The sequence below is a fragment of the Clostridium sp. BJN0013 genome (assembly GCF_040939125.1).
Classification (GTDB): domain Bacteria; phylum Bacillota; class Clostridia; order Clostridiales; family Clostridiaceae; genus Clostridium_B.
This window is the reverse complement of record NZ_CP162495.1, coordinates 437227-450324: the sequence shown is the minus strand read 5'-3', so window position 1 is coordinate 450324 and position 13098 is coordinate 437227. Positions and strand designations below refer to the sequence as shown.

The 13098-nt window shown below is 37.6% G+C and carries 11 protein-coding genes and 1 pseudogene; all 12 read right to left on the bottom strand.

The window, feature by feature from the left end; genetic code table 11:
• Nucleotide 1 precedes the first annotated feature (1 nt).
• The 12 genes and pseudogenes from AB3K27_RS02415 to pyk all read right to left on the bottom strand — a co-directional run bounded on the left by AB3K27_RS02415 (nucleotide 2) and on the right by pyk (nucleotide 13068).
• A complete protein-coding gene (locus AB3K27_RS02415; protein WP_368491150.1) occupies nucleotides 2-637 on the bottom strand; it encodes a Mu transposase C-terminal domain-containing protein in 636 nt (211 codons plus the stop codon).
• A gap of 2 nt (nucleotides 638-639) precedes the next feature.
• Complete coding sequence (locus AB3K27_RS02410) at nucleotides 640-1254, bottom strand: hypothetical protein (protein WP_368489666.1); 615 nt, start codon at nucleotides 1252-1254, stop codon at nucleotides 640-642.
• Between the two features lie 386 nt (nucleotides 1255-1640).
• Nucleotides 1641-1937 (bottom strand): annotated as a pseudogene (locus tag AB3K27_RS02405) (DUF6431 domain-containing protein); the annotation flags it as partial.
• A 524-nt stretch (nucleotides 1938-2461) separates the two neighbouring features.
• Nucleotides 2462-3583 carry a transposase gene (locus AB3K27_RS02400; protein ID WP_368488027.1) on the bottom strand — a complete coding sequence of 374 codons (1122 nt, stop codon included), beginning with the start codon at nucleotides 3581-3583 and terminating at the stop codon, nucleotides 2462-2464.
• Between the two features lie 221 nt (nucleotides 3584-3804).
• Nucleotides 3805-3939, bottom strand: a complete 135-nt coding sequence (locus tag AB3K27_RS02395; RefSeq protein ID WP_368489665.1) for a hypothetical protein — start codon at nucleotides 3937-3939, stop codon at nucleotides 3805-3807.
• Nucleotides 3940-4022: 83 nt separating this feature from the next.
• Nucleotides 4023-6608, bottom strand: a complete 2586-nt coding sequence (locus AB3K27_RS02390) for an ABC transporter permease (protein WP_368489664.1) — start codon at nucleotides 6606-6608, stop codon at nucleotides 4023-4025.
• The gene (locus tag AB3K27_RS02385; protein WP_368489663.1) at nucleotides 6605-7288 is read right to left on the bottom strand and encodes an ABC transporter ATP-binding protein; all 684 of its coding nucleotides are present in this window, start codon (nucleotides 7286-7288) and stop codon (nucleotides 6605-6607) included. Before AB3K27_RS02385 ends, AB3K27_RS02390 begins: the two co-directional genes overlap by 4 nt.
• Nucleotides 7289-7370: 82 nt before the next feature.
• A complete protein-coding gene (locus tag AB3K27_RS02380; protein WP_368489662.1) occupies nucleotides 7371-8360 on the bottom strand; it encodes a sensor histidine kinase in 990 nt (329 codons plus the stop codon).
• On the bottom strand, nucleotides 8347-9033 hold the full coding sequence (locus AB3K27_RS02375) for a response regulator transcription factor (RefSeq protein ID WP_368489661.1): 687 nt from the start codon (nucleotides 9031-9033) through the stop codon (nucleotides 8347-8349). The genes AB3K27_RS02380 and AB3K27_RS02375 overlap by 14 nt, the downstream gene beginning before the upstream one ends.
• A complete protein-coding gene (locus tag AB3K27_RS02370; protein ID WP_368489660.1) occupies nucleotides 9030-9224 on the bottom strand; it encodes a helix-turn-helix domain-containing protein in 195 nt (64 codons plus the stop codon). Before AB3K27_RS02370 ends, AB3K27_RS02375 begins: the two co-directional genes overlap by 4 nt.
• A 280-nt stretch (nucleotides 9225-9504) precedes the next feature.
• Nucleotides 9505-10914: a 23S rRNA (uracil(1939)-C(5))-methyltransferase RlmD gene (gene rlmD, locus AB3K27_RS02365; protein ID WP_368489659.1), complete on the bottom strand. Its 1410-nt coding sequence runs from the start codon at nucleotides 10912-10914 to the stop codon at nucleotides 9505-9507.
• 396 nt (nucleotides 10915-11310) lie between these two features.
• Nucleotides 11311-13068, bottom strand: coding sequence for a pyruvate kinase (gene pyk, locus AB3K27_RS02360; RefSeq protein ID WP_368489658.1), 1758 nt, complete (start codon nucleotides 13066-13068; stop codon nucleotides 11311-11313).
• Between the last annotated feature and the right edge of the window lie 30 nt (nucleotides 13069-13098).

Here is a 13098-nt window from a genome sequence, read left to right as displayed (position 1 = left end):
TTTATTCTCCTCCATTGACTTTAGAATAATCTATAACATTTCTCTTAATCTTTGAATTATCAACCTTTTTTAATGGATAAACTGTATCGCATATATTATTGTCTTTGTCAAAAATGAATGCCTTATTTAAATCTATAGGTGAGTACCTTAAATTAATTCTTTGCCCTATATACTTTGCAGGAACTTCAAATTGAAGACAATTTAATTTAATTGTAGCGTCATTACTAACCTTTCTACTTACTCGATGTAGAAAATGGTTATCTAATTCTTCATGTGGCATAAATTTCATTTTATCCATATCTTGAATATATCTTTCTCTAGGGGTTATACTTAAAGAGGAGTGAATACAATTGATATATTTCTCATTTAAGTATTTATTGAAATCTATATTTAAGGCTTCTAACGAAGTGTAATCATTCCAATTGATGCCATTCATCCAGTTATCTTTTATAGTTCTAAAGGACCTTTCTATTTTACCTTTTGACTCTGGACTGTAAGCCTTTGTATGAATTAACTCAATTCCTAAAGAAGTACAAATTAGCTGTAACTGATCATTTTTATAGGTTCCTCCATTATCTACAAATAGTCTTTTAGGAATTCCATATTTTGAAACAGCTTTTTTAAATACAGTCTGCATATTCACCGCATTGTCTTGAAAAAAAATTCACCATGAAGTATTAGCCGGGAGGCATCATCGATAAAGCTTATCAAGAAAGTTTTCTTCTTTTGTTGTCCAGTAACCTTAATAATAGGGCCATAGGAAGTGTCTGACTGCCAACAATCGTTTGCAAACTCCATTTCATAAGCTTTTCTATCTACAGGAGCTAATTGGCTTCTTTTCAAGTTATTTTCCCTTATGTATCTTAAAACTGTTGCTAAAGAAGTTTTACTCTCTTTAACATATCCTTCTTCAATAAGCTTTTGATAAACTAAGCTTCCTGTTATATAGGGTAATCTTTCTTTTAATTCATGAATTTTTGCAATAGCATTAGCATCAATATTTCTAGGTTGTCCTACATCGGCTCTCGCCTTAGGTATAAGTGCATCAAAACCACCATGTTTATAATTTAGAAACCACTTTTTTATGGTTCCAGAGGAAATTTTAATGTTATGTCCATTTGGTAAAGTATGTTCTTTAGACGCAATATCTCTAAAAAATTGATTTTTAGAAGCAGCTTCATAAGTTTCATTTACTAAAGGAGCTATTAAAGAGAATCTAAAAAGAGCTATGGCTTGTTTTTCTTTATCTTTCACAATGAAAAACCTCCTTAAAATATATTTGATTTGATATTACCAGGACAAGCTATCAAATTCTATTCAAGAGTTATGTGGGTTGGAAAAAGTACTCAGTAGAAGCCCCCAATATAAATTGCACGAGGTAAAACATTTTGAAACTTAAGCATTAGAAATATCCACTGAGAGTTAAAGAAATATTGGTATAAAAAGTTCCCATTCAATTGATAGTTGGCAATTGAGGCTACTATCGCATTTAGAGTAGAAGCCATGGAGGAGCTTAGGCTTCTTAAAACAGATTTACAAGAATTAAGAAATGATGAAAGTTTTGATATAAACACATAAATGACTTGAAAAGAAATAGAGAAATTCGAACTTATTTCCTTAACTTTATGCTGCTTAGAATAATATGCTGTTAGAACCTTTAAAATAAATGAAAAAGAATAAATACAATAAGGTATAATATCATTGGGCAAAATAGCGTGAGTGCTCCTACATGAAGAGCATTTAACCCTTAAAATAAGCATCTTTCTATCTTGTATATTGTCAAATTCATCAATAAGGAAGACATTTCTTTCGTAGCAGCCATGTCTAGTTAAGGAATGTTTTGCACCACACTTTGGACAAGTATAAATAATAATTGAATAATTTTTTAAAATCCTATCATCATAATTATTGAAATTTACTGTAAAATCTATTATCATAATATTATTGGTTTGAACTATCTTTATAGTTCTATTCAGATTTGGAGAAGTAACTTTGATCGGTGGCTTCTCCATTTCTTATTTTATATCAAAAACAAAGGATAAAAGAATGTTAGATATATTTCTCACATTCTTTTATCCTTTTTTCATTCTAGTGGTTAAATTAATTTGAAATAATAACTGATATTTGAGAGCGTGTAAAATACAAATCTACAGCAAGGGGTATTATACTTGCTGTTTCCTACCCCCGTATCACTAAATATATACAGTTCTTACCATTTACTAATTGCAGCTATACCAATGCCTCTAGCTGTCTTTACTTTTAAGCTTAACTACCGTCTCCACATCTGACCTACGGACAGTAAATTTATATAAAATTCCATTAAAGTATAATGATTGATGTTGATGTTTATACTCAAGGATTTAATCATATTCCTAATTGATTATTATTGAATAAATTGATTAAAATGTAAGTATAAATTTATACTTATAACAGTGTTTTATGTCAATGTAAATAAAAGGAACTAATATTCATATAATGTAAAAGCAATTTTTAAATAATAGGTATTTCTTAAAGAATAATAACATCTTTTGAACCATTTAACTCCAGCCCTAAATAAGCTGTAGATTCTTACCTGTTTGTCTCTCAATGTTTTTGTAGCCCCAATAAGTTTATTTTTCTTATCTTTTGTACAAGATGTTCCAAGGGTTATCATCCAGCAGTAAGCTATACAAATGCATAAATATAAGGTTCTTGCATACTGGATATTATGTGTCCAGGTACCTTCTAAATTGAACCCACCAGATTTAAAATCTTTAAACATTTCTTCTATATCAAATCTTTTTTTATATTCTCTAATTGAAAAGGTCTGTTCTAAATTATTTGCTATGAACCAGGTATCATCAGAACTTTCTGCCCTGCAGACTGCCAGATTGCATATATATTTTTTAGATGTTAATTTTACATTGTAAAAGTGTCTTGTCTTTCCCTTTAAAGGTATTATATTTCCCAGCTTTTTTATATTTGGTTTACCGCATATTGATATTTTTAAATTTTTTGTACACCTGATACAATACTTGAATTTTAAAGTTTTATCTATAAACTTAAACAAATCGACACTTTTAAATCCCCTGTCTGCTAAAATTGTAACATCAAAATTATAGGGAACTACTATTTTATGTATAAAATTAAGTCCTTGTTTAATATACTTGAAATCTTTACTTCCCTCATCTTTATATAAGAACATCTTATACCACAGGGGAACTGCCCTTCTTCCCACTTTTAAAGAAAACTGTAATATAACAAATTTATCTATAATAGTTGTGTGATCAAAAATTATATATATTTTCTTTGAATGACTTTTATACTTTTGTAGTAACCTATATGCGAAGAATTCATATATTTTCTCACAATTAATAGCCTTGTTAGTTAAAAATCTTCTCAATCTTTTAATTTTACTTTCTTCTGTACCTGAAGAATAGGAATCCTTCAGCTCTTGAGATATTTTGGATAATATAACTGACTGTGAAACTATTATTCCTACAACTATAGCTATTAAGTTATTTAAACGGTATGATGATAAAATTATCATTTTTTCTAGTATTTTTTTTAATTCTGTAGTAATATATTCTTGATCATTGATCATAATAAGCCATCTTTTCTAGTAAAATTGTGCTGCAAATCAATTTTATACTATGAATTGGTGCTTTTTATTATTTTCAGAATATTTCTATACAAATTTTAATTCCCATTTATATGGTTATTAGCTGTCCGTAGGTTAGGTCTCCACATGTCCTAAAAAATGGGTAACTTTAATACACCATCCGAATTTCCAATTTTGAAAAAGGAAAATGGCGGTTTTGATTGTTATTTCAAAACCGCCGCATGGCCACATTTTGGCCGCAAAACATCATCTGCCACAACGGCGTTTTTTTTATTACCGCAGGGTAGCACTCCTTTGTAATTTACATTACTTGTGTAGGATAGATTCTGTATTTTCAAGGTCTAAAGCGCTTTTCGGGACGATTGCGAATCACTTGACTAGATATTTTTTGATTTTATATCAAGTTAATATCGGTTTTGAATCAAGTCATATCATCCCGAAGTGCGTCAATGATATTTTCTTTTTTTATCTTGCTAATGGCATACAGCATTGTAATGAACACCACAAAGAGCACACTGAACACGCTGATTCCGATACTGGCCCACGGCAACACAAAATTGATACCATCCGCTCCGCCGATGAACATTCCTTTGTAGATCAGCCAGGATGAGACTGCCGCTATGGGAAGCCCGACAAGCAGGGCCCTCATGCCATAAAAGGCACACTCAAAGCGCATCATTTTATTAAAATCGCGGTCGGACATCCCTACAGAGCGAAGCATGGCAAGCTCCCGCCGGCGCAGTTTGATATTCGTGGAAATCGTGTTGAACACATTGGCAACCGCAATCAGCGAAATCATAATGATAAAAGTATACGCGAACACGTTGGCAATGAAGATGTAATTGCGGTTCTCATCCATCATGTCATAGCTATTGTACAGGTTGTACGTGGCTGTAACTCCTGCACCCTGAATCATCGTTTTCATTTCAGCCGCCGACTGCGAAGGATTCCTTGACCGAAAAGTCAAGCCCTTGACCTTAATATCCATAGGGCTATCGGGGGTTTCAAACTTCTCCTTGAGCGAATAAGGGGCCATCACCCTAAAAAAGTATGGCTTCTGCTCGGAGTTTCCTATGATCGGGAGTGTATCAGGCGGCACGGTATTGACAAACGTAATGCTTACGTTTTTCTCCTGTTCCGTTTTCGGCTCACCATTTGTTTTGGGAGCGATGTTAAAATTCAGGGAAGATCTCGTGAACATATCACTAAGCTGGTCAACCTCCGCCATCTGATTGGCCTGGCCTTCCATTTTGGCAACGGCAATCAGTTTCGCATTTTGCCCGGTATATTCCTCTGCAGGCAAGCCCAGTCCCTGGACAATATTCAGATAGGTGCTGTCATTAAGAAACTGGATGTCCATTGGAAGATTAACCGTCTCGTCCGGCGAATGGGAACTCTGACTTTCCCAGTAAGCGTCTGAAAGATCGCTTGCTTTGGCAGCGCATGAATACATCATAAGAGCTTGATACGAGCTTTCATAAACCCCGTCGGCGGTTTTAAGTTTGTCGTAAAGCTGCAGCATTTCGCTGTCGTCCATATTCTGTGTGGAAAAACCGATGTCATAGGTAGTAAATGATGTTACCCGCTCCGACTCCTGTTTCAAATCCGTTACAAAAGAACTGGTCGATATAAACAGCACTACGCTTAAAACAAGTGACAGCACAATGCTGCGATAACGTTTCTTGTTTCTCTTAAAGTTCTTTAGCGCAAGAGTTCCCTCCAAACCGTAAATACGCTGCGCCAGTTTTGACGTTTTCACGGCTTTGGATTCAACTTTGACCTCGTTCGTCTGGCGAATACTCTCCATCACAGGAGTGCTTGCGGCCTTTCGAGCTGGGACATAGGCCGAAATCAGAATCGTAACCATGCTGACCGCCGCCGCGCCGATAATCGCGGGGATAGACACCGTCAAGGTTAAAGGGACGTTGCTGTAGAGAATGTTCCTAAAATTCCTGGCGACAACGGAAATCACAAGCCCGATGCTACCTATGCCAACGATAACGCCAATCGGTATGCCGACCGCACCGATACAAAGTCCTTCAAACAGCACCGAATTTCGCAGCTGCCTCGCTGTAGCTCCCACCGACGAGAGAATCCCGAACTGGTGTGTGCGTTCATTCAGCGATATGTTGAACGAATTATAAATCAGAAAAATCGAGCCTACCATGATGATGGCGACCACAATGCCGCCAACCGCGTACAGAAGCGTGTTGAACAAATTATCGTCCGAAAGACCCATGAAACGCAGCACATTATCGTTAAAGACATAGCTATAATTTCCGGCTGTGCTGCTTGCGTAAGCGCGAACCTGGCGCGGATTTTTCAGCGTGACAAATAGGCTTAAGTTGTCCACTTTGTCTTGTGCATCCGCTTTGGTTATCAATGTGTATCCCGGCGCAGAAAATTCCTCAAAGCCGGGTCTTTGGCAGATACCGACAACCGTGTAGGTTTTCTCGTCTTGTGGCACAAGAGTTTCTTTCCCGAAAATGTAAGGGTCGTGTTGACCGAGATTTTTGTTGACCTCCATGCGGCTTCCGACAACAAGTGAAAGCGTGTCGCCCACCGCGAATTTAACGCCGCCGTTTGCTGCGACGCTCCCCGAGACAAGAATCTCCCCGCTGTTTTCAGGCAGCCTGCCAGAAATCAGGTTGATGGGCAAGGTATCAAAGGCTTCCTTGCTGAATCCAGCTATAAAAAGATACGGCTTGTCCGGGTTTTTCCCGCCGTCAAGTTTTGCGTAGCCGATATTTTCAAATGCCGCGGTGTTAGCGACTCCCTCGTCGTGGGTTCGTTCCTGTACGAAAGAAGAAGGGACGTCCAAAAACTCAACTTGCCAATCGCCGTATTTCTGAGCCGCGCCGTTTGCCATATAGTTCAACAGGGAAATGCCAAAGGTGGCGACTGCCGTAATCATGGCGGCGGACAGAACAACTCCGATAATCGTTACAATCGTTCGTGTGCGGCTCTTTTTCATGCCTTGCAGGGTAACTTTGTTGAAAATGTTCATGGTCTCACCCTCTCGTCTCGCACTACTTTGCCGTCTGCTATGCCGATAATGCGGTCTGCTTGCAGGGCGATATTTTCGTCATGCGTGACGACGATAAGGGTCTGACTGTATTTTTTATTGCTTTCTTTCAGCAGCTTGATGATTTCATGTCCATTTTGGCTGTCCAAATTGCCCGTGGGTTCGTCGGCAAGCATGACTGCCGGGGCGTTCATCAAAGCGCGTCCTATGGAAACGCGCTGTTGCTGTCCGCCCGAAAGCTGATTGGGTAAATGCGTTTTGCGGTCTTTTAGCCCAAGCAAATCCAACAAATCATTCAGCCGTTCCTCGTTGACCTTCCGTTTGTCCATCAGTATAGGCAAGGTGATGTTTTCCACCACATTCAGAGTGGGAATGAGGTTGTGAAACTGGTAAATCAACCCAACCTGCCGCCTGCGGAAAATGGCGAGTTTTTCATTGCTTTGGGCATATACATCCTGCCCATCCAAATATACCTTTCCGCTTGTCGGCACATCCACACCGGCGATGATGTGAAGCAATGTGGATTTGCCGGAGCCGGAGGAGCCGATGATTGCGGTAAACTCCCCTTTTTCGATTGTAAGCGAAACATGGTCAAGCGCGGTAACCTGATTTTCGCCCCTACCGTAGACCTTGCATAAATCTTCTGTTTTTAAAAACTCCATTATGTGAGCCTCCTTTTTCATGTTTTACCTATATAATAGAACTTTCAACTTACATCTCTGTGACTTTCAGGTGAGAGATTCGTCACTTTGGGAAACGAATGGAAAATATCGCGCCACCCTGCGGATGATTCTTTGCGGTAATCGTCCCGCCCTGCCGTGTTATAATCGTCTTGCAGAGAGCCAATCCGATCCCGTATCCTGTCGCACCTGCGTTTTTCCCACGATAGAACCTATCAAACAGGCAGGGTAAATCTTCTTTTTCAAAGCCTGCGCCGCTGTCGTGGATAGCAATCTCGGTAAACAGTAGGTTGTCCTTACAAACAATCTCAATCTTCCCGTTATCTCCTGCACTTTCTATGCAATTTTTGAGGACGTTTTGAATTGCTTCCGAAAGCCAACCTGAATCGCCCTGAATAATAATCCCTTTCGGTGCATCTATTTGCAAATCAATATTGTGCAGTTCCATTGGGATTAGGAACGGGCGAAGCGCGGCGCATATCAAGCTGTTTACATCTATCTGCTCGCTTTGGAACACCACAATGCCCGCGTCCAAGCGAGATAATTTCAATAGGGAAGTAAGCAGCCAATCCATCCGCACAAGCAATTCCTCTGTTTCACGCATCAGTGCTTTCCGATCATTTTCGTCAGAGCTATTCTCTAACAATGACAGAATAAGGTTTACGGATGTGAGAGGGGTGCGGAGTTGGTGGGCTATGTCAGCCAGCGAATCGGCAAGATGTTCTTTTTCTTTTTTCAGTGCATCGTTTTGCTCCCGAATACGTAGTGTCATTTTTGTTATCTCGCTTTGCAGAATGGAAAGTTCGCCCTCGTCCGATTCACCAATATACAGATGGTCAGCGTTATGAAGCACAAGATCGATTTGATCTGAAATCTGCGCAATGCTTTTATATCGAGCTTTGGTAAACGCAAAAAACGCTGTTCCAAAAGCGGCGGCAGAAGCAATGGCAAGAATTCCAGCCAACCTATTGATTGCAAATCCCAACGTCACAGCGGCGGCAGCTATTAAGGAGAACAAAATGGCAAGCTGCAGAAACTCTCTATTCCGAAGCATACCCGTCCCCCAATCTATATCCCGTCCCGCGAACGGTCAGAATGATTTGCGGGCTTGCGGGGTCGTTCTCTATCTTCTCCCGCAAGCGTTTGATGTATACGGTCAATGTATTGTCATTGACAAACTCGCCCGCTGCGTCCCACAATTCGTCAAGCAGCCTGCCCCTCGTGATAATACTTTTTGGGTTGTTAATAAACACCAACAACAAGCGGTATTCTAAGGCTGAAAGAAAAACCTCGCTGCCGTCCTTTTTCACGACGCCGCTTGCCATATCGACATGAAGCCCGCAGATTTCAAAAGCCGAGCCGAACCGCCCGCTTTTTCTCAGGGCGGTTCTGATTCGTGCGATCAGTTCACGCGGACGAAAAGGCTTGGTGATATAGTCGTCCGCGCCTATATTCAGCCCGGTAACAACACTCGCCTCATCGCCAGAAGCCGTCAGAAAGATAACGGGAACATCTTGCGTTTCTTTAACTTCCGTGCAAACCGTAAATCCATTTCCGTCAGGCAAAGAAATATCAATCAACGCCAAGTCAAATTTATTCCCGGCAAGTGCGGCAAGGGCTTCACTCCGCGTAGGAGCGTGAGTGACTGTAAATCCCTCCGAGCGGAGCAGAAGCACAAGGTTTTTGGCGATTTCCTTATCGTCCTCAACCAAAAATATCCGTTTCATTTATTTTCACCATCCTTTACTTTACTGCTCCTATATCGTCCGTCAGCCGGTTTTTCAGCGTCAACCGGAACAAGCCATGTATTTCCCATTTTTTTAGCTCCATTAATCCGTCCAGCAGAGCAATAGTACACTACCATTCTGTCTGTGATTCCCCAATTTTTCGCTGCTTCTTTTGTCGTTATATAATCCACGCATAACACCTCCATAATTTTATTATATTTCTTTTGACGGAAATATATAAGCTGAGGTATAAAACAATAAAAATCACTCGCTTTTTACATAAAAGACAAGTGATCTTTTATGATATTTTTCACAATATCTCTTTTTTCTAATTCTATTCTATTGTATCTCCACACTCTATATCAACCACCACTGAAACATTAATATAATTTTTTATCTCTTTATTTCGGCTTTTATCACCATTTTCTATAAACACGATATGTTTGAGAAAGTGCTTAAAATCAAGGATTTCTAAGTATGTTTTCTTCGTAGCGAAACTATAGTCTCTACATGACTCGTTTGCGAAAACATATCCACAGGCTGTACTTTTTCCGCTGTATACCCAAAGTTTTTTAAAATAGCTAAATCTCTGGCAAGGGTTGCAGGATCACAGGATACATACACTATTGTTCTTGGATTCATATGGGCAATTGAGTAAAGAAGTATTTCATCACATCCCTTTCTAGGGGGATCTACCACTACCACATCTGCTCTTACTCTCTTTTCTATAAGCTCTGGTATTACCTTCTCTGATTCTCCGGTTATAAATTCCACATTATCTATACCATTTTCCCTGGCATTTATATTGGCATTTTCTATGGCCTGAGGAATTATTTCTACTCCATAAACTTTTTTAGCTTTCTGTGACAAGAATAGAGATATGGTTCCAGTTCCACAATATGCATCAAATACAACTTCACTTCCAGTTAACTCGGCATACTCTAATACCTTGTTATAAAGTATCTCTGTCTGCACTGGATTTACTTGAAAAAATGATAATGGTGATATACTAAATTTAAATTTTCCAATGTAATCATTTATAGTATCTCGTCCCCAAAGAGTTATACACTCTTTTCCCATTATTACATTAGTTCTATCACTATTTATATTTTGTACTATGCTTTTTATGCCAGGTACATTTTTAGTTATTATTTCTATAAATTCTTTCTTATAAGGTAAATGATCCACAGCTGTTACTATTACAACCATAATTTCACCTGTAGTGAAAGCTTCTCTTATCATTATATGTCTTACAATTCCCTTACCATTTTTTTCATTATAGGGCTCAATATTATATTTTTCAAGCCATTGTCTAATTAGTTTAACTATTTGATCAGAAATTTTACTCTGTATGAAACAACTGGTCATATTGATTATCTCATGACTTTTCTTTGCATAAAATCCTATAGTTATACCACCACTTAATCTGCCTACCGGTAATTGTACTTTATTTCTGTACCTATAAGGATTTTCCATACCTATGGTATGATATAATTTTGTAACAGTTCCATGTTGATTAATATTTTGTTCTCCGTAACTTACTTGAAGTTTACCTATTCTCTCTAAACAATCCTTAACTCTATTTTCCTTAAAAGATAGTTGTCCATTATAGGATATATGTTGAAGCTGACATCCGCCACATTTTTTATATATGCCGCAGATAGGAGTCACTCTATATTTGGAAGGTTCAATCACCTCCATTAATTTGCCAAAAGCAAAATTTTTATTTACTTTTATAGCTTTTACTCTGACTTTTTCTCCTTCGATAGTTCCAGGTACAAAAATTGTAAAGCCGCCTATTTTTCCTACTCCTTCACCTTGATATCCCATCCCATCTATATTTAATACATATTCTTTGTTTTTTTCTATTTCATTCACCATATATTCACCTACTAAAACAAATTCCTTTAATATTTGATCAAATGATTCTTAGGTTCAAGTAAAGTTTGCCCATGAGGAATGCTCTTCTCTATCTAAACCTTATTAACAGTATTCTTAGTGTCTTTAGCACTTAGAATACGTTATCCTTTAGGGGAAGAACTTATCTATACACACAGCAGCACTTATTTTCCACTCTGAAGAAGATGGGAGTACTAGTTCTAATTGTCTCAAATGAAAATCTTATTGATAAGACATATTATTATAATACAAAAAAATTGCACCTGTAAAGGTGCTTAAATATGGAATCAGTTGTCTCTTAATTTCCCATCATATAATTTTAACCATATATTTCTGTAATATACAATAAATTTATGTAAATTTTTAATGAACATTTTTTTACATTATATTAGCTCTACCATTATATACTATTCCTCTGATAATATCCATAGTTATAAATGTACCTGTCTTTAATACTTCAGTAGCCCCTCCAGCTCCGCAGATAATAGGTATTTCTCTTGTGAGACATTCAATAGCAAGATGGGACGTTAATCCTCCATTTTCCGCTACAATTCCTGAAACTCTATCTAATACATCCATATATTCTATATCTAAATCTTTAACTACTAAAATATCCCCATCTTCTATTATTTCCTGGGCATCCTTAGGATTATAAACTATTTTAGCATTTCCATAACTCGGTCTAACTCCTGCCCCTCTCCCTTGAACTAATATATCTCCAACTATATGAACCTTTAACATATTAGTAGTACCAGAATAACTAACAGGTATACCTGCTGCTATAATTACCAGATCTCCTTTTTTAACATAGCCACTTTTTAATGCTATCTTAACTGAATCTTCTATTAATTCATCCGTAGAATCCACCTTTTTAGTAAGTATGGGAAATACTCCCCAATTTAATGCAAGCCTTCTTGCCACTTTATCACTTGGAGTTACAGCTATAATATGACATTGTGGTCTATACTTTGAAACCATTCTGGCTGTATGCCCACTCTGGGTGGCAGTTATTATGGCAGAAGCTTTCAATTCCGAAGCAGTGCTGCAGGTAGCAAGGCTTATGGCATTTGGTACATTTTGTATATGAATTTCCCTTCTTTTTTTCAATAGGGAATCATAGTCAATTTTCTCTTCTGCAGCACGGGCTATTCTTGCCATAGTCTGTGCTGCTTCTACAGGGTATTTTCCATTGGCAGTTTCACCGCTTAACATTATGGCATCTGTCCCATCAAATATGGCATTGGCTATATCTGATGCTTCAGCCCTAGTAGGTCTTGGATTCCTTATCATAGAATCAAGCATCTGAGTCGCAGTTATAACAGGTTTACCTGCTTTATTACACTTTTGTATTATAGTTTTTTGTATTAAAGGTACCTGTTCTATGAGAATTTCCACTCCCATATCTCCTCTTGCTACCATTATTCCATCAGAAAATTTTATTATTTCGTCTATATTGTCAACACCTTCCTGATTTTCGATCTTAGAAAATATCTGTATGTCTTGTCCTCCATTTGCCTCTAGTACTTTTCTTATGGTAAGTATATCAGAAGCTTTTCTTATAAAAGATGCCGCTATCATATCTACGCCAACTTTGCATCCAAATATCAAATCCTCTTTATCCTTTTCTGTTAATGCTGGCAGTGAAGTAGAAACTCCCGGTACATTTACCCCTTTATGATTACTGATTATTCCACTATTTTTAACTATGCAGCATATTTTGTTATTTTCAATACTATCTACTTCCAGAGCAACTAATCCATCATCAATTAATATACTATCTCCCTTTTTCAAGTCATTACTTAACCCATCATAAGTTATGGAACATTTAGTGTTATCCCCCATAATATTATCTCCACAGTAAATAGTAAACTTATCTCCCTCTTTTAACTGAACTTTACCACCTTCAAAATTTCCCGTTCTTATTTCAGGTCCTTTGGTATCCAACATAATTGCTATAGATTTATCATATTTTTTTCTAAGTCTCTTTACTGTATTTATTCTCTTCTCATGACTTGAATAGTCACCATGAGAAAAATTATGTCTGGTTACATTCATGCCAGCTTCAATAAGTTTTGATAAAACTTCTTCTGAATCACTGGTAGGTCCGATTGTAAAAATCATTTTAGTTTTTTGCATAATTCCCATACTCTCCTTATACAAAATTTA